17 protein-coding genes are annotated in these 16,735 nt (G+C 65.6%); 6 read left to right on the plus strand and 11 right to left on the minus strand.

Going from position 1 to position 16,735, the window contains the following annotated elements:
- Window positions 1–437: 437 nt before the first annotated feature.
- Window positions 438–1,289: a class I SAM-dependent methyltransferase gene (locus ING98_05735; GenBank protein MCA3101354.1), complete on the plus strand. Its 852-nt coding sequence runs from the start codon at window positions 438–440 to the stop codon at window positions 1,287–1,289.
- Window positions 1,290–1,364: 75 nt separating this feature from the next.
- Here the strand turns inward: ING98_05735 and ING98_05740 are convergent, their stop codons facing one another.
- The 4 genes from ING98_05740 to galE form a co-directional block, all read right to left on the minus strand.
- Window positions 1,365–2,714 (minus strand): hypothetical protein, encoded by a 1,350-nt coding sequence (locus ING98_05740; protein MCA3101355.1) that lies wholly within the window; start codon window positions 2,712–2,714, stop codon window positions 1,365–1,367.
- A gap of 171 nt (window positions 2,715–2,885) precedes the next feature.
- Window positions 2,886–3,557, minus strand: a complete 672-nt coding sequence (locus tag ING98_05745; GenBank protein ID MCA3101356.1) for a hypothetical protein — start codon at window positions 3,555–3,557, stop codon at window positions 2,886–2,888.
- A gap of 22 nt (window positions 3,558–3,579) precedes the next feature.
- Window positions 3,580–3,726, minus strand: a complete 147-nt coding sequence (locus ING98_05750) for a hypothetical protein (GenBank protein ID MCA3101357.1) — start codon at window positions 3,724–3,726, stop codon at window positions 3,580–3,582.
- Window positions 3,727–3,775: 49 nt separating this feature from the next.
- Entirely contained in the window at window positions 3,776–4,810 is a 1,035-nt protein-coding gene (galE, locus tag ING98_05755) for a UDP-glucose 4-epimerase GalE (protein ID MCA3101358.1), read from the minus strand.
- Window positions 4,811–4,980: 170 nt separating this feature from the next.
- Here galE and ING98_05760 point away from each other — a divergent pair, with 170 nt between their 5' ends.
- Window positions 4,981–5,826: a glycosyltransferase family 2 protein gene (locus tag ING98_05760; GenBank protein MCA3101359.1), complete on the plus strand. Its 846-nt coding sequence runs from the start codon at window positions 4,981–4,983 to the stop codon at window positions 5,824–5,826.
- A gap of 50 nt (window positions 5,827–5,876) precedes the next feature.
- Complete coding sequence (locus ING98_05765; GenBank protein ID MCA3101360.1) at window positions 5,877–7,034, plus strand: glycosyltransferase; 1,158 nt, start codon at window positions 5,877–5,879, stop codon at window positions 7,032–7,034.
- Between the two features lie 34 nt (window positions 7,035–7,068).
- Here the strand turns inward: ING98_05765 and rfbD are convergent, their stop codons facing one another.
- From rfbD to ING98_05785, 4 genes are all read right to left on the minus strand, one after another.
- Window positions 7,069–8,010, minus strand: a complete 942-nt coding sequence (rfbD, locus tag ING98_05770) for a dTDP-4-dehydrorhamnose reductase (protein MCA3101361.1) — start codon at window positions 8,008–8,010, stop codon at window positions 7,069–7,071.
- Window positions 8,007–8,570: a dTDP-4-dehydrorhamnose 3,5-epimerase gene (rfbC, locus tag ING98_05775; GenBank protein MCA3101362.1), complete on the minus strand. Its 564-nt coding sequence runs from the start codon at window positions 8,568–8,570 to the stop codon at window positions 8,007–8,009. The genes rfbD and rfbC overlap by 4 nt, the downstream gene beginning before the upstream one ends.
- A 117-nt stretch (window positions 8,571–8,687) precedes the next feature.
- Window positions 8,688–9,602 (minus strand): GDP-mannose 4,6-dehydratase, encoded by a 915-nt coding sequence (locus ING98_05780; protein ID MCA3101363.1) that lies wholly within the window; start codon window positions 9,600–9,602, stop codon window positions 8,688–8,690.
- Complete coding sequence (locus ING98_05785; protein MCA3101364.1) at window positions 9,602–10,630, minus strand: NAD-dependent epimerase; 1,029 nt, start codon at window positions 10,628–10,630, stop codon at window positions 9,602–9,604. The genes ING98_05780 and ING98_05785 overlap by 1 nt, the downstream gene beginning before the upstream one ends.
- Window positions 10,631–10,807: 177 nt before the next feature.
- On the opposite strand from ING98_05785, the gene waaC reads away from it, so the two are divergent.
- From waaC to ING98_05800, 3 genes are all read left to right on the plus strand, one after another.
- Window positions 10,808–11,824 (plus strand): lipopolysaccharide heptosyltransferase I, encoded by a 1,017-nt coding sequence (gene waaC / locus ING98_05790; protein MCA3101365.1) that lies wholly within the window; start codon window positions 10,808–10,810, stop codon window positions 11,822–11,824.
- On the plus strand, window positions 11,821–13,173 hold the full coding sequence (waaA, locus tag ING98_05795) for a lipid IV(A) 3-deoxy-D-manno-octulosonic acid transferase (GenBank protein ID MCA3101366.1): 1,353 nt from the start codon (window positions 11,821–11,823) through the stop codon (window positions 13,171–13,173). The genes waaC and waaA overlap by 4 nt, the downstream gene beginning before the upstream one ends.
- A 104-nt stretch (window positions 13,174–13,277) precedes the next feature.
- Window positions 13,278–14,243 carry a tripartite tricarboxylate transporter substrate binding protein gene (locus ING98_05800; GenBank protein ID MCA3101367.1) on the plus strand — a complete coding sequence of 322 codons (966 nt, stop codon included), beginning with the start codon at window positions 13,278–13,280 and terminating at the stop codon, window positions 14,241–14,243.
- An 87-nt stretch (window positions 14,244–14,330) separates the two neighbouring features.
- On the opposite strand, the gene ING98_05805 is transcribed toward ING98_05800, so the two are convergent.
- The 3 genes from ING98_05805 to ING98_05815 all read right to left on the minus strand — a co-directional run bounded on the left by ING98_05805 (window position 14,331) and on the right by ING98_05815 (window position 16,695).
- Entirely contained in the window at window positions 14,331–14,972 is a 642-nt protein-coding gene (locus ING98_05805) for a hypothetical protein (protein MCA3101368.1), read from the minus strand.
- A 23-nt stretch (window positions 14,973–14,995) separates the two neighbouring features.
- A complete protein-coding gene (locus tag ING98_05810; GenBank protein ID MCA3101369.1) occupies window positions 14,996–15,742 on the minus strand; it encodes an isochorismatase family protein in 747 nt (248 codons plus the stop codon).
- Between the two features lie 65 nt (window positions 15,743–15,807).
- Window positions 15,808–16,695 carry an SDR family oxidoreductase gene (locus tag ING98_05815; protein ID MCA3101370.1) on the minus strand — a complete coding sequence of 296 codons (888 nt, stop codon included), beginning with the start codon at window positions 16,693–16,695 and terminating at the stop codon, window positions 15,808–15,810.
- Between the last annotated feature and the right edge of the window lie 40 nt (window positions 16,696–16,735).

The following is a 16,735-nucleotide window of genomic DNA, read 5'->3' on the forward strand; positions in this document are numbered from 1 at the left end:
CTTGGTCCCCTGCTTGGCCTCGTGCACCTCGCCATTGAGCAGTTGTCTGCGGTACGCGAACGATGCGCGCGTTGGTTTACCAGGGAAAAGGGATGCCGATCGAGACTACTACCGGTTCGGCCGAATGGGGCCAGCGCAAGCCGTGGCGGAAACTCCCGACATGTGACCTGCGTTGGGGCGCAAGCAGACCAGCATCGAGGAATGCTCTCAGCCTACAATGCCCACAGCCCTGCTGCAGCGAGGCTACGCGATTCATCAAGAGGGCAACGAATAGGCCCGATCATTCGAACGACCCCAGCGACACGGAAGGCTCTATGGATTACGCGGTGAATGCGCGCATGAAGAAGCTCAAGGCTCGTTGTGTATCGACATTTCTCGATGCCTTCGGAAGTCTTTTGGGGTGGTTGGTCCATAAGGCGCGTGTGGACGACGCCGTCATGGCCGGCGTACTCGCACGGGTTTTCTCACGCTCACGGCGGAACGCGGCGTCGATCACGAGCTTGCTAACCGCTTCGAGTTCGAGCGCAGTCTTGATCGAGAACCTGGATGCGCGAAGAATCGAGGGCAACGTCTCCGCAATCATAAATTTCTCGTCTACCTGGCGCGACGAATGGGTTATCCGCAACGCGGCGCAGATCAGCCCTGGCGCCAGCGTTCTGGATGCAGGAGCGGGCGAGTGCCAGTACAAGAAACACTTTGCACACACCAAATACAAAACGCAGGACTTCGTCGCCTACAAGGGAACGACGGAAGGAGTGCAGGTAGAACAATGGAACTACGGACGTATTGATTACGTCTGCGACATCACTGCCATTCCAGTCCCCGACGCGAGCTTTGATGTTGTCTTGTGCACTGAAGTTCTGGAACATGTTCAAGATCCCATTGCGACCCTTCGCGAATTGACGCGGGTATTGCGTCCGGGGGGCAAGCTCCTGTTGTCCGCGCCGCTGGGCTGCGGGCTCCATCAACAGCCGCATCACTATTACGGCGGGTTCACTCCCTTCTTCTACAGGGAATACTTGTCACGTTTCGGCATGACCGTAACTGAGATAAAGCCGCTTGGCGGCTTGCTTCGGCATGTCGCCCAGGAATGTCATCGAGTGGGCAGGGTTATCTCTGCAGGTGATGTCGACGGATCCGACAAAGCCATCCTTGACGTGCTCATGAATTGGATGCCCCGGGTCCTGTCCGCATTGGACGACAAATATTTTGTCGAGGAGTTCACGGTAGGCTATCTGGTTGAAGCGACAAAGGCGGCTGCGATAGCCGAATCCACTTCGTCCTCGTAAGCGTCATCGCGGTCAACGGCCGCCGTCGTCCGCCCTTGCATGGTTTCAAGAAAGGACTGGATGAGGGGGCACCACTTACTTTCGGTCAAGGTTCGGGTTGCCCTTCTTGCTCTGGCTGAACAGCCAGGCGAGTCCAAGTGTCAGTTGGGTCAACGTGATCGACAACCAGATGAACCCTCCCAGCAAAATCCCCGATGATGATTGCTGGACGACAACCACCAACACGGCAGCAAGTAACGCGCTTGTATTGATCTTCAATATGAGCGCTGCTTGACCTTTAGCAAGGATGACTTGGTAGATGCAGGCGTAAATGCTGTTGATTGCGACGGCTAGCAACAGGAGTCGAAGAGGGCCTGTGCCCACGCTCACGATCGTCGCGTTGTCTAGCCAGAGGGCTAGAACTTGTGGGGCAAGCGCGCATGTAGTCAGCGCCGGCAGAGTTGCACTCAGCACCGTTCCAATGAATAACCTTCTCATGTGGATCACGGAAATCCTGCCAGAGGTCTGGAGGTCGTTCACCAAAACAGGGAAGTAGGCACGGGTCACCGGCGCCTGCAATTGCAGGAAGGCGAGGGCGAGGGTGAGCACCACCATGTAGACGCCAAAATCCTCGACATCAACGGTTCGGCTGAGGATGACGCGATCGAGTTGAATGACCAGCAGGCCTACCAGGACGCCACTGGAGAGCGTTGCCAGCTTCTTGAGTATTGGGCGAAGCGCAATACCGGATTCCTCGTGATCGGTGCCGGCACGCCGAAACATTTGGCGAACGGTCAGGGCATTGACGGTCATCTCCAGCAGCGCAACGCTTGCAAAGGCCAGCGCGTACACCCATGCCTGAGGTGAGCCGACCATCATTGCAATCAGTGCGGTGGCGTGCTTGATCGTTCCGAATCCGCACGCTCTCCCGTTGGCAAGTACTTGCCGCTGCAGGCCGTGCCACAAACCCGTGTGCAAACTGTTGACGAACTGAAACAGAAACTGAAAGCTGACTATGCGAATAGCCAACTCAAGTGCGCCGGTTCGTTCGTTGGATACCTGAAACCAGTCTTGCGCGAGATAGGCGGCAGAGGCTTGAAGCAGGATGAAGATGAACAGGCCGAGGCCGACATACACCCGCTGCAACAAGAATATGCACTCGCGGAGCCTTGAAGGACGATGTGCTTCTTGAGCAACCAACCGCGGCACTAGCTGACTAAGGCCTGCGTCAACAAAATTCGCCACGATCTGCAGGCTGGCACACGCAGCCACCAAGCCCCAGTCAGCCACTCCCAAAAGCTTGATGTAAATCGGAATACTGAGAAAGGAGAGGAGGTTGAGCCAGGCAAGCGCGAAAAAACTCGAGGCCGCATTGCGTGCCGTCAGTGAAGCGAACAGCCGACGGGGCTGGTCGAGAAACGACGACAACGATTTGCGTCGAGTCACGGAGCAAGCCGGAGCGCTAACTCAGAGCATTCAATGCTTCCAACGGGACGCCCCGAAAATACCGCCGAAACACCATCAATGGAATGGCGGCTGCCTCGGCGAGCACGTCGGGAATGGTCTGGAAGCCACCTTGTTTCACTGATGGGCATATGACTCCGGCATCTCGATCGATCAAGTCGCCGAGTTCGCTGGCTCTCTTTTCGCGATGAAAATATCGTGCTCGATGCTCCAGGTCAGCCCGTTCGTTCTCGCCCAATCAACCAGGAAATCCAGGCTCGGATACTCGGCATGCCCTGCATCATGGGAGCTGAACAGGCGTATATCGTCGACCAGAACTACGACCCTGCCAAATCGTGGAGCCGAATTGCCGATCGCCGTCAATTCCTCGATGATCGGCGTTGATTTGTTTCCTTTGAACGTGGTGCCAGCAGAATCATGTCCGTCCAACCAGAAATTCACGTCACCGGTTACTCTCTGTAGAAGCGTCGGTAGCACATGTTCACTTGCGCCGTTGACAATTTCTACGTTGGCTGTTCCGGCGAACTTCTTGACAGCGTCGGAGTACAGCGTGGGCTCCGGTTCGATACTGAGAACCAGTCGCGCGGTCCTTGAAAGCAGTTCAGTAGTTTCACCGAGATAAGTCCCGCTCTCGATCCAGGTGGCGTTCGGGTTGCCGTGCCTGAGAATTACCGCGCGCTTGACAAACATCGGGCATGGAGCGCGATAAAGGTCTTGCCCCCACTTTTCATAGGCAACCCTCTTGTTCTTCATTTGAGAACGCGTCTGTCTGCGCCAGGCGGCAATCAGCACGTCGGGTACGAGGGCCTTTATGAGGTTCTTCAACAGAAGCGTTCCTTGGAATGATCTATGGGCGCAGCACCACACACTCGATGCCGCCGGTTGCCTGCTTGTCGAGCGCAGACACGTCGCGCCAGGCCAAGAAACGGGACAGGTCTCGGTAGCGCCAGAGATCGCGCCAGAAGTGCGCGTCCGGACGCCCGGTCTCGAACACTTGGAGTTTCCGTGCCTCGACACCCTTGTCCGTGGGGCTGACCATTACGTCAGTGGTCCCGTCGCAGGAACTGTTGCTCCCAGCGCCAAGCTGTGGTGCAGATGAGATCGAGGTCGTCCCGGGTCGGCTTCCAGCCGAGTTCGCGGCGGATCGCGGAGGCATCGGCGATCAGCGCCGGCGGGTCGCCGGCGCGTCGTCCTTCCTCACGTATCGCAAACTGCACGCCGCTCACCCGGCGCATGGTGTCGAGCACCTCGCGCACGCTGTAGCCACGGCCATAACCGCAGTTGTAGGTGCAGCCGCCGCCGCCGCGCTCGAGGTGATCGAGTGCCGCCAGATGCGCGTCGGCCAGATCCTCGACATGGATGTAGTCGCGTATGCATGTGCCGTCGGGCGTGTCGTAGTCGGTGCCGAGGATGGAAACGCTTGATCTCGCCCCGCACGCCGCCTGTGCGGCGATCTTGATCAGATGGGTTGCGTTCGGCGTGCTTTGTCCGAGTTTGCCATCTTCGCGCGCACCGGCGACGTTGAAGTAGCGCAGGATGATCGGCCGGAACAGCTCGCCGCCTAGTCCCGCGTCGAGCGACAGACGGCTGCTTTGCGCCACGTCGCGAAGCATCCATTCCGTGACGAGCTTGGAGCAGCCGTATGGATTGATCGGTGCCGGCGCGGTGCTTTCGCTGACCGTTGCATCGGATGGCGCGCCGTAGACTGCAGCGGTGGACGAGAACACGAAGCGGTTGACGCCTTCCTGTCGACACGATGCGATCAGGCTGCGCGTGGAACAGGCATTGTTGCCGTAGTACTTGAGCGGATCAACAATCGATTCGGGGACCACGGTGTGAGCGGCAAAGTGCAGTACCGACCCGACACCGTGAGTCCTGATCGCCTGGCGCACGAGGTCTTCATTGCCGACATCGCATTCGACCAGCGGCACACCCTCGGGAAGTGCCCAGCGGTTGCCCGTGCGGAAGTCATCGACCACCACCACGCGGTACTCGCGATCAAGCAAACGCCGGACGCAGTGGGAGCCGATGTAACCCGCGCCGCCAGTGACAAGGACGCTGTACTTTGGTGACGCCAAGAGAGCACCCGTCTCGCTTCTTCATGAGGTTAAAGGTTACCATGCAGAGGCTCTAGCCTTCCCCTCCGGCCCCGAGGCTGCGGCGATTCAGAAGCACCGCCGGAGTTCACTGGCGCCCTTTCGAAGATGTGATGACTGCCCCCCGTCCCCGAGTCACCGTCGCGCTCCCGATGTTCAATGCGCAACGCACGATTCGCAGTGCGATCGGATCGATTCTTGCCCAGACGATGCCGGATTTCGAGCTTCTTCTGATCGACGACGGATCCACCGACTGTACACTTCAGCATGCGGGTGCCTTCGACGACCGCCGCGTCCGGCTGGTCGCGGGCGGCACGAACAAGGGACTGGCGGCGCGGCTGAATGAGTCGATCGCAATGGCCCGCGGAGAGTATTTTGCGCGCATGGACGCGGATGATCTCGCCTATCCTGATCGTCTGAAGTACCAGCTCGCGTTCCTCGAGTCGAATCCGCAGATTGATCTGGTCGGTACGCGGGCGCTGGTGTTCGACGATGCGGGCGGTGTCATCGGCCTTTTTCCGTGGCGACAGACCCATGCAGCTATCTGCGCGCGCCCCTGGAACGGCTTCTACCTTCCGCATCCGACGTGGATGGGTCGAACGGCGTGGTTCCGATTGCACCGCTACGCTATTCCCGAACCGGTACGTTCGGAAGATCAGGAACTGCTGCTGCGAGCTTTCGTGGACTCCAGGTTTGCCTGTCTGCCGCAGGTACTGCTGGGTTATCGCCAAGGCCTGTTCAATCTGCGGAAGTCCCTCGCTGCGCGGCGCAGTCTGGGTGTGGCGCAATGGCGCATTCACTCGTCTCGCGGTTGTCCTGAGTTGGGTCTGCTCGGCGCCACGGTGTCCGCAGGCAAGGCTGCCGTCGATTGCCTGAGTGCGCTGCCAGGTCTGCAACGATTTCGTCTGCGCCCGGGAGAGCCGGCTTCGGCCTCGGAACACGCTGTCTGGGCTGACCTGGCCGCGCGCCACGGCATCGTGGCCAGCAACGCCTCATGACCGGCGCGGCATCCGCAGTCGGGCATCGATCGGGGAGCGTCCGCATCATCTTGGTCGCAACCGTGCCGGCCTTCCTTTTGCACAACATGCGCAGCCAGATCGAAGCGATGGTGGCCTCCGGGTACGCGGTCACGCTCGTTGCCAGTCCCGATGAGCATTTCGCAAGGCTGGCGGCACTCGGGGCTGTCGACGTGATCGGTATACACATGCCGCGAAAGATCTCGCCATGGCGTGACTGGCTTGCGTTATGGCGGCTCCACGCAGCGATCCGGCGCGTGCGTCCGAGCATCGTCCACTCGACTACGCCGAAGGGTGGCCTGCTGTGCGCGATTGCCGGTCGACTCGCAGGGGTGCCCGTGCGGTTGCACACATTCACTGGGCAGGTCTGGACAACCCTGTCCGGCCCGGTCCGCATGCTGGCCCGCCTGGCCGATCGATTAGTCGTGCGGCTGTCCACGACCTGCTACTGCGACAGCCCTTCCCAGCGCGATTACCTCGAATCCCAAGGCATCGCTCGTACCGGCAGCATCGGCGTACTCGGCGATGGCTCTCTTGCAGGCGTTGACCTGTCGAGGTTCTCGCCGGAGCGTGCTGCTGCCCTCTCCGCCACGACCCGTGCGCGTCTGGGAATCGGTGCGGCCGAAGATGTCGTCGTATTCGTCGGTCGCGTGACGCGCGACAAGGGCGTGGTCGAACTGGCAGCGGCGTTCACCCGCATCCGCGCTGCCGGACGTGACGCGCGCCTGCTGCTGGTTGGACCCCTGGACAACAGCGTCGACGCACTGTCCGCGAGCGAGCAGGCATGGATAGCGGCGCTGCCCGGGGTGATCCGTATCCCGTACGACCCGCAGCCGGAACAATACCTCTCATGCGCGACCGTGTTCTGCCTGCCCAGTTATCGCGAGGGTTTTCCGACGGTAGTGCTGGAGGCCGCAGCGCTGGCCATCCCCACCATCGGCACCCGCATCACCGGCATGACCGACACCATTGTCGACGGGGAGACCGGATTGCTGGTCCCGGTGCGGGATGTGCCGGCTCTTGCCGATGCCATGCTGGAACTGATGCGGAATCCGGAACGCCGCATGCGCATGGCGCGCGCAGCGCGAGCGAGAGTGGAACAGCAGTTCACGTCGGATCGGCTGAGCAGGTTGCTGTTGGCCGAGTATGGCCGGCTGCTCGTTGAGCATCGGGTGGTGGATGGCTGCTGAACATGCTTGGCAGGTCCGCCCCGTCCTGATGTACTCATGCAACTGGCTCGCCTGCCGCCAGGCACTCGGCAAGCGCGTGCCGCCAGGCGGGCAGCCTGAGGTTCGATCGAGCCTGCAGGCGGCTGCAATCCAGCACCGACCAGGCCGGCCGCGGCGCCGGCAATGGGTAGTCTGCGGTGGTCAGCGGTCGCAGTCTCGGTCGCCTGGTGAGCCCCGGCGCGAGCTCGAAGATCGCCGACGCGAACCCGAACCAGGTGGTCGAGCCGCTGGCGGTTGCGTGGTACAACCCGAAAGGCCGGGGCCAGGCAGCCGGCTCGCTGGCATGGGCATCGAGCAACTGCAGCGTCGCCCGCGCGAGCGAGCGACTCCAGGTCGGGCTGCCCTGCTGGTCGTCGACCACCCCGAGCTCCTCGCGCTCGTTGGCCAGGCGCAGCATCGTGCGCAGGAAGTTCTGTCCGGTCATCCCGTAGACCCAGCTGGTGCGCAGGACGATCGCAGCACAGCCGCTGGCGGCGATCGCCCGCTCCCCTTCGAGCTTGCTGCGGCCATAGGCACTGCGCGGCGCGACCGGGTCATCCTCGCGGTAAGGCCGGCGAGCGCTGCCGTCGAAGACGTAGTCGGTCGAGTAGTGCACCAGCAGCGCGCCGCTGTCGCGTGCGGCCGCCGCCATCGCTGCCGATGCCCCGGTGTTGATCCTGCGGCAGGCGTCCGGCTCGGCCTCCGCGCGGTCGACAGCGGTCCATGCTGCGGCATTGACGATGACCTGCGGCTTCGCGCGGGCGATCGCCGCATGCATGGCATCGGGGTCGGACAGGTCGCAGCCGGTACGGTCGAGCGCGGTCAGTTCGTAGGCCGGCTGTGGCAGGGGCGGCGTACCCGCTCCGGTTGTGGCAAGGGTGCCGGTACGCTGGCCAAACAGCCGTGCCAGCTCGCCACCCACCTGCCCGCTGCACCCGAACAGCAGCACCCGTGTCACGGATTGGTCTCCGCCTCGGCAAGCGGCTGGCCGCAAAGGTCGCGTGTCGACAGCACCGGCAGTGAGACGGCAGACGGGTGCACGTCGGCCATCGGCCAGTCGATGCCGATCTGCGGGTCGTCCCACGCGATCGAGCGCTCGAACTGCGGGCCGTGGTAGTCGGTGGTCTTGTAGAGCACCTCGGCCCGCTCCGACAGCACCAGGAAGCCGTGCGCGAAACCCGGCGGCACCCACATCATGGTGCGGTTGGCCGCCGACAGCCGGTGCCCGGTCCACTGCCCGAAGCGCGGCGAACTGCGGCGGATGTCGACCGCGACGTCGAACAATTCTCCAACCACTGCGCGCACCAGCTTGCCCTGCGCCTGCTGCAACTGGTAGTGCAGGCCGCGCAGCACCCCGGCGAGCGAAATCGAGTGGTTGTCCTGCACGAACGGCAGGGCGATGCCGGCTTCGGCCATCGCGCGGGCATTGAAGCTCTCGAAGAACATGCCGCGTTCATCGCCGTAGGCGGTCGGCTCGAGCAGCAGCACTTCCGGGAGTCTCGTCTTCTCGATGCGCATCCGTTCAGCGCTTCGAGGCTTGCGTCGTCGATCCAGCCCTTGCGCCAGGCGATCTCTTCCGGGCAGGCGACTTTCGGCCCCTGGCGCTTCTCGATGGTCTGGATGAACTGGCTGGCCTCAAGCAAGGAGTCGTGCGTCCCGGTATCCAGTCAGGCCATGCCCCGGCCTAGCGCCACTACCTCGAGTGCGCCGCGCGGCGAGGGCTGCACCGCGCAGGACAGCGACAGGCCCCAGCGCGAGCCGTCGCCCAATAGCTGCTGGAAACGCGGCGTGTCCTGCGGCGTCGAGATCAGTAGCACCTCCCGGATGCCGGCGAGCATCAGCGTGGACAGCGGGTAGTAGACGAGCGGCTGCCGCCGATCTTGTAGGTCTCCCCCGGCCTGCCGCGTGCGAGCGCCGCGCGTTACGGATCATCAGCGGCACCAGCTTTTCCGGGAACTGGAGCGGGCCGTAGTTGTTCGAGCAGTGGGTGATGATGGCCGGCAGCCCGTAGGTGTGCCAGGCAGCCTGCACCAGGTGGTCAGCGGACGCCTTGGAGGCTGAATAGGGGCTGCGCGGCGAGAACGGCGTGGTCTCGCTGAACGATGGATCGTCCGGTTCGAGCGCGCCGAACACCTCGTCGGTCGAGACCTGGATGAAGCGGAACGCGGCGCGGTCCGTGGCGTCGAGGGTGGACAGCCAATCGCGCGTCGCCTCGATCAGGTTGAAGGTGCCGACGATGTTGGTCTGCACGAACGCGTCCGGGCCGAGGATCGAGCGGTCGACATGGCTTTCGGCAGCGAAGTTCACGATCGCGCGCACACGGTGTTCGCGCAGCAGCCGTGCGATGAGCGCGCGGTCGTTGATGTCGCCGTGCACGAACCGGTGGCGCGGGTCGCTGGCGACCGGCTCCAGGCTCGCCAGGTTGCCGGCATAGGTCAAGGCATCCAGATTCACGACCGGGCATGCATCCGGGTTCGACGGGGCAAGCCAGTCGAGCACGAAGTTCGCGCCGATGAAGCCGGCGCCGCCGGTGACGAGTATCGTGTCCATCACACGGTACTGCGAGCCATGGTCAATGCACTCCAGCCGCGATACCACTCGACGAACCGCCGCACGCCGACTTCGATGGGCGTCGCCGGCCTGAAACCCACCGCCTTGTCCAGCGCGGACACGTCGGCGAACGTCGCCTCGACGTCGCCCGCCTGCATCGGCAGCAGGTTGCGCACCGCCTTGCGGCCGAGGGCGTCCTCGATCGCCGCGATGAAATCGAGCAGCTGCACCGGGTTCTGGTTGCCGATGTTGTAGAGCCGGTAGGGCGCATCGCTCATTGCCGCGTTCGGCGTGTGCCGGTCGTAGCCAGGGTCGGGCGTCGCGACATGGTCGATCACGCGCACCACGCCCTCGACGATGTCGTCGATGTAGGTGAAGTCGCGCCGCATGCGTCCCTCGTTGAACACGTCGATCGGCTTGCCGTCGAGGATCGCGCGGGTGAACAGCCACAGCGCCATGTCGGGCCGGCCCCAGGGGCCATAGACCGTGAAGAAGCGCAGCCCGGTGGTCGGCAGCCTGAACAGGTGGCTGTAGCAGTGCGCCATCAGCTCGTTCGACTTCTTGGTCGCCGCGTACAGGCTGACCGGATGGTCGACGTCCTGCTCGACCCGGAACGGCAGGTCGGTGTTGTGGCCGTAGACGCTCGAGCTGCTGGCATAGACCAGGTGCTCGACCGCATGGTGCCGGCAGGCCTCGAGCACGTTCACGAAGCCGGTCAGGTTGCTGGCGACATAGGCCTGCGGATTCTTCAGCGAATAGCGCACGCCGGCCTGGGCGGCCAGGTTCACCACGCGCTGCGGGCGGTGCGTGGCGAAGACCTGGTCGAGTGCGTCCGCATCGGCGATGTCGAGCCGCTCGAAGCGGAAGGACGGATGGCCGAGCAGCCGGGCGAGCCGCGCCTGCTTCAGGGCAGGGTCGTAATAGTCGTTGAGGTTGTCGACACCGACGACTTCATCGCCCCGGGCAATCAGGCGTTCGCAAGTGTGCATGCCGATGAAGCCGGCACACCCGGTCAGGAGAATCCTCATTGCGTGGGAGCCGTGCCGGATGCCGTTGCTGGAACGTCGTGGGGAACCGCAGGGGTCACCACAGTCGTGGAATCGAGCATGATTGCGCCCATGCCGATATTCTAGGCCGATCGATACTTCCGGTGCACCCCTGTGTCCGCCCTGTCTTCCACCGCCCGCCCTGTGCTGCGCCCGACGTTGCGCCGCGTACTGCTGGTGAAGACGTCCTCGCTCGGTGATGTCGTGCACAACCTGCCGGTGGTCGACGACCTGCACCGTGCGCTGCCCGGGGTCACGGTCGACTGGCTGGTGGAACAGGCGTTCGCCGAGGTGCCGGCGCTGCATCCGGGCGTCCATGACGTCATTCCCTGCGCGCTGCGCCGCTGGCGCTCGCGGCCATGGGCAGCCGAGAGCCGGAGCGGCTGGCGCGGCATGCGCGCCCGCCTGTCGGCCCATCCGTACGACCTCGTGGTCGATACCCAGGGACTGCTGAAGAGTGCGCTGCTGGCGCGCCTGGCGACCGGCCCAAGCGCCGGGTTCGATCGCTCGAGCGTGCGTGAACTGCTGGCGACCCATTTCTACCAGCGAGTGTATCCGGTGCCGCGTACCCTCCATGCACTCGAGCGCAACCGGCAACTGGTCGCGCTGGCGGCTGGGTACACCCTCGACGGGCCGCCGTCCTACGGCCTGCAGTTGCGCGACCGTGGGGCGGCCGCGGGGCGGCCGGGCGCGGGGCCAGGCGCGGACGTCGGCGGCGACTGGGACGGCCGTTCGCCGTTCGCCGTGCTGCTGCATGCGACGGCGCGCGCCGAGAAGCTGTGGCCGGAATCGGCGTGGATCGCGCTCGGCTGCGCGCTGCGCGACCGTCTCGGCCTGCGGGCGGTCATTCCGTGGGGATCCGACAGCGAGCGCGTACGGGCCGAACGGCTCGCGGCGGCGATTCCCGGCGCTCGCGTGCCGCCGCGCAGCGGGCTGGCCGACCTGGCGCGCGGGCTCGCGCAGGCGGCGGTGGTGATCGGCGTCGACACCGGGCTCCTGCACCTGGCCTCGGCGGTCGGAGTGCGCTGCATCGGCATCTATGTCGCGACCGACCCGGCCCGCAACGGGCTCTATCCGGCCTCGGTAGGCCTGAACCTCGGTGGCGTGTCGAACGTGCCCGGCCCGGACGAGGTGCTGGCCGCGGCCGTGCAGGTCACCGCCGGGCAGGCCGCATGACCCGTGACGCCGGGGCCAGCCCGGCCGCACCACGGTCCGACCCCAGGGCGGGCGGCCGCAGGCTGTACACGCTCGGGTTGTGGCTCGCTGCGCCGCTCGTGCTGGCGCGGCTCGCGCTGCGTTTGCGCCGGCAGCCCGGTTACCTGGATCACCTGGGCGAGCGGTTCGGGCGCTATCGTTCGCGCGCCGCGCCGGCCGTTGTGCCGTCGGCCAGGGCAGCCCAACTCGAACGCTCCGGGCCCCTGTACTGGCTGCATGCGGTGTCGGTCGGTGAGACCCAGGCCGCGCGCCCGGTGATCGAGGCGCTGCGTGCGCGCCGGCCCGACGCGCGCTTCCTGCTCACGCACATGACGCCCACCGGCCGGGCGACCGCGCATGAACTGTTCGGCGATACCGTGCGGTCGGTCTATCTCCCGTACGACTTCCCGTTCGCGGTTCGGCGGTTCCTGGACCACTTCCGACCGGATGTCGGCGTGATCATGGAAACCGAACTCTGGCCGAACCTGGTCGGTGCATGCCGGTGTCGGGGTGTGCCGCTGTACCTGGTGAATGCCCGGCTGTCGGAACGCTCCGCCGCCCGTTACCGCCGCTTTCCGCAACTGACGGCCGATGCGCTGCGCGGCCTGTCGGGCGTGTTTGCGCAGGCCGCTGCCGACGCCGACCGGTTGCGCGCGCTCGGCGCGCCCGAGGTCGTGGTTACCGGTAACGTCAAGTTCGATGCCTTGCCGTCGCCCGCGCTGGTCGCGGCGGGCGAGCGCTGGCGCGCCGGCTGGGCCGGGCGCCCGGTGCTGATCGCGGCGAGCACGCGCGAGGGCGAGGAGCCGCTGGTGCTCGAGGCGCTGCGCGCGATGCAGGTGCCCGGGCTGTTGCTGCTGCTGGTGCCACGCCATCCGCAGCGCTTCGACGAGGTCGCCCGCCTGCTCGACCAGGCCGGGCTGCGTTACGTGCGGCGCAGTGCGCAGGGCGGCGTCGAGTCGCTCGCGGATCGTTCGATTCAGGTGCTGCTCGGCGACAGCATGGGCGAGATGGCCGCCTACTATGCGGCCAGTGACATCGCCTTCGTCGGCGGCAGCCTGCTGCCGCTGGGCGGGCAGAACCTGATCGAGCCCTGCGCGCTCGGCCGGCCGGTGCTGGTGGGCCCGCACACCTTCAACTTCCGGGAAGTCGCGGCGCAGGCGATCGCCGCCGGGGCGGCCTGCCGGGTCGAGGACGCCGCCGGGCTCGGCCGCGAAGCTACCCGCCTATTCGGCGACCCCGCCGCGCGAGCCGTGATGGGCGAGGCCGGTGCTGCATTTGCCCGGCACCATCGTGGCGCGACGGCGCGCACGATCGAGCGCTTGCCGGGCTGAGCCGGGCGTTGCCGCCGACTGTCACGAAACGGAAATTTCCCTGTCGTACGCTCGTGAAACGCTCTCGCGCCGTCCGGTTGCGGCGCGGGTTCAGGAGAGACGAAATGCGCGGGAAGTACCTGATCGTGGCGGTCACGCTCGCAGCTGCGTCTGGCAGTGCTGCAGCGGCGGCGACCTTTCCTGCGCGTCCTGTCCGCATGATCGTTCCGCTGGCGCCGGGCGGCGGCAGCGACATCGTCGCGCGCATTGCCGCAGCGGCGCTGGGCGAAGCCTGGGGCCAGGCTGTCGTCGTCGACAACCGGCCCGGGGCAGGCAGCGTCGTCGGTACCACCATTGCGGCCAAGGCCGCGCCGGATGGCCATACGCTGCTTGTGTCGAGTTCCTCGCTGGCGATCTCGCCCGCGCTGTACAAGGACCTGCCCTACGACGTGCGGCGCGACTTCGCGCCGGTGTCCCTGCTCGCGAGCCAGCCGAGCGCGCTGGCCGTGCACGTATCGGTGCCTGCGGCCTCGGCGCGGGAACTGATCGCGCTGGCCAAGGCGCAGCCGGGCCGTCTGGCTTATGGATCCGCCGGCGCGGGCAGCGCCACCCATCTCGGCTCGGAGCTTTTCCGCATCGCCAGTGGCATCGAACTGCTGCACCTGCCGTACAAGAGTGCCGGCCTCGCGACCAACGCGCTGCTGTCGGGCGAGGCGCAGATGCTGCTCACCAACATGGCGAGCGTGCTGCCGCACATCAAGGGTGGCAAGCTGCGCGTACTGGGCGTGACCAGCCTGAAGCGCTCGCCCCTGGCGCCCGATCTGCCGACGGTGGCCGAATCCGGCCTGCCGAAATTCGAGTACCTCACCTGGTACGGCATGGTCGTGCCGGCAGGCACGCCGCGCCCGGTGGTCGATGTGATTGGCCGGGATACCAGTCGTGCCCTGCGGGCGCCGGCGTTCCTCGATCGGTTCACCCAGCAGGGACTCGATCTGCTGGTGTCCTCACCGACCGACTTCGGTCGCTTCCTCGACGTGGAACTCCAGCGCTGGGACACCGTGGTCCGCAAGGCCGGCATCAAGGCGGAGTGAAGGTTACCTCCGCCCGCGCTTTCGCGCCGCACCTGCAGCCTCGGCTCGTGGCGTCCTTCGTCCACGCCTCGCCCTGCGTCGATCCGGTCAGCCCTTGACCGGGACGGTACTGCTCCAAGAAAAGCCGAGCGGATCGATCAGGCCGGATTGCGCTACCGCCAGCTCGGTACGCTGCACGAAGATCGCCTCGCTCTCGACCACCGCGCCCAGCGCGCCGGCCATTTCGGCGAGCCGCGGCTGGCCGGACACCGGCAGCGGACGGGCGATCACCGGGCCTTGTGCGATCAGCGAGGCGTGCGCGCGGTCGATCAGGCCGAATCGTTCATGCCGACCGCCGTCGATCACTGCCTGATCGCGCTCTAAGGTACACGCTCGACCTGCGCGCAGGTGAGTAACCACTTCATGGCGCGTGGCGAGCACTGCGAGCTTGCGTGCAGGTCCGTTCACCCGTACCACCGGGCCGGTGGTCGCCTCGCCGAGCCGGGCGCGCCCGGCCACCTTCAGGTCGTCGAACAGCGGAAAGCTCACTTGCATCTCAGCCTCGGGGCTGAGGCTGTGCGTGTTGAACGCCATCACTGCGAACAGCAGGTCGCGGATGACCTGCTGTTCGCAGTCGGGTTGCATCACGAGGAAATCGATGTGGTCGGCGGGCATCGGTGCGACGCAGCAGAATGGCGTGGCAGGGTAGCCGCAAAGCGGGGGGCGGTCGCGCGCCGGCAGGCTGTCCATCGGGCGTTGCGCGGCGCCCTGTGTCAGCCCTTGCGACCGGCTCCCGGCAGGTTCGGGAACAACCCTTCCGGCAGCGACTGGATGAATGACAGCGATTCGTCCAGCCGGATCACGTCGGCGTACTTCGCATGCATGTCGCACAGGTTGATCGCATGGCTCGCCTGCGCGCGGTCGAAGCAGCCTTCCTCGACGATCGACACGCGGAAGTTGTTCGAGAACGCATCGAGCACCGTCGCGCGCACGCAGCCGCTGGTGGTGGTGCCGGTGACGATCAGGCTGTCTGCTCCAAGCAGCATCAGCCACGACAGCAGGTTGGTGCCGTGGAAGGCACTGGGCTTCTGCTTGTAGACGACCAGGTCGTCCGGGCCGGGGGCGATCTCGGGGACGATCGTGTTGCCATCGGCCTGCACGCCGGTCGGGCGCACGCGCTCCGCCGAGCGGCTGTTCTTCCACGCCCAGGAGCCGGCGTCCCAGTCGTCTTCGCGGCGTATGCCGGTGGTGTAGAGAATGGGCAGCCCCTTGCCGCGGCCGGCGGCGATCAGCTTCTTGATCGCTGCCACGCCCTCCCAAGCCTCTGCACCGCAGGAATTGCGCCAGCGCTTGATCGATTCGAGGATCGGCTCCGGACGGTCGCCGCAGAAGTTGTAGTTGACGTCGATCACCAGGATCGCCGGCCGCTTGCCGAAGCCCTGCAGGGCGCCGTAGCCGCTCGCCTCGAACACCTGGCGGTCGCGTTCGGTGAGGAAGGCATCCCAGATCGGCTTGGACATCATGATCTCCAGTGGTGAAAGTCTGCGGGCAGCCGGCAAGCCGGCGCGCGATTCTTCCGCCGACGTTAGCAAATTCCAGTGACCTGCGCCGATGCGGGCGGCTCCCCCAACCAGGCTTCGCTACGCTGCCAGAGCGCCTCTGCCAGCGCGCGATCCTGTCCGGCCGGGCTGGTTGCCACCGGGCGGCACTCGCTGTAGTACAGGCCGCTCTCGCCGGCCACCGACGACGCGGTGGCGCAATGCAATGTTGTCAGCGCGCCTGCCTCGTTCGAAATGCCGCGCAGCGCGATCAGCGGCCGCAACGGCCAGGGCAACTGGCGCCAGATGTCCGACGCTACCACCCCCGGGTGAAGCGAATAGGTCGAGACGCCGCTGCCGTGCAGTCGGCGGCCGAGTTCGGCGCTGAACAGCAGATTAGCCAGCTTCGAGGTCGCATACTCGCGGATGCGGGTGAGCGTGCAGGTTGGCTCCCGCACCGCCCGCCAGTCGATCCCGTGCGCGTGGCGATGCGCGCGGCTGGCGACGGTGACGATGCGCGCAGGTGCGGACTGCCGTATCCGCTCCAGCAGCAACTGCGTCAGCAGGAAATGCCCCATGTGGTTCACGCCGAACGCGACCTCGAACCCGGATGCGGTCAACCCCCGCGCCCCGGCCAGGCCTGCGTTGTTGACCAGCACGTGCAGCGGCAGGCCGCGTTGCAGGAACAGGGCCGCGCAGTTGCGCACGGAAGCGAAATCGCCGAGGTCCAGTGGCAGCCACTCCGCCCGTGCGCCTGGCGCGGCCGCGCGGATCTCGTCGAGGACCGGCCGGGTGCGTTCCTCCGAACGGCAGGCCAGGAATACCTGCGCGCCGCGCCGGGCGAGTTCGCGTGCGGTCACCCGGCCGATGCCGGTGTTCGCGCCGGTGACCAGCATCACACGGCCTGCCAGGCTGGAGTCGTCGATCGTATTCATGGCGGTATCGAGAGCCTTCCGGTGCGGAACTATCCGGGGC

Source organism: Rhodocyclaceae bacterium (genome assembly GCA_020248265.1).
Taxonomy (GTDB): domain Bacteria; phylum Pseudomonadota; class Gammaproteobacteria; order Burkholderiales; family CAIKXV01; genus CAIKXV01.

Coding starts and splice junctions, on each gene's coding strand:
- ING98_05735 (MCA3101354.1), top strand. CDS start 438: ATGGCCGGCGTACTCGCACGGGTTTTCTCACGCTCACGGCGGAACGCG.
- ING98_05760 (MCA3101359.1), top strand. CDS start 4,981: ATGTTCAATGCGCAACGCACGATTCGCAGTGCGATCGGATCGATTCTT.
- rfbC (MCA3101362.1), bottom strand. CDS start 8,570: ATGCGCATCGAGAAGACGAGACTCCCGGAAGTGCTGCTGCTCGAGCCG.
- ING98_05780 (MCA3101363.1), bottom strand. CDS start 9,602: ATGGACACGATACTCGTCACCGGCGGCGCCGGCTTCATCGGCGCGAAC.
- ING98_05785 (MCA3101364.1), bottom strand. CDS start 10,630: ATGAGGATTCTCCTGACCGGGTGTGCCGGCTTCATCGGCATGCACACT.
- waaA (MCA3101366.1), top strand. CDS start 11,821: ATGACCCGTGACGCCGGGGCCAGCCCGGCCGCACCACGGTCCGACCCC.
- ING98_05800 (MCA3101367.1), top strand. CDS start 13,278: ATGCGCGGGAAGTACCTGATCGTGGCGGTCACGCTCGCAGCTGCGTCT.
- ING98_05805 (MCA3101368.1), bottom strand. CDS start 14,972: ATGGACAGCCTGCCGGCGCGCGACCGCCCCCCGCTTTGCGGCTACCCT.
- ING98_05810 (MCA3101369.1), bottom strand. CDS start 15,742: ATGTCCAAGCCGATCTGGGATGCCTTCCTCACCGAACGCGACCGCCAG.
- ING98_05815 (MCA3101370.1), bottom strand. CDS start 16,695: ATGAATACGATCGACGACTCCAGCCTGGCAGGCCGTGTGATGCTGGTC.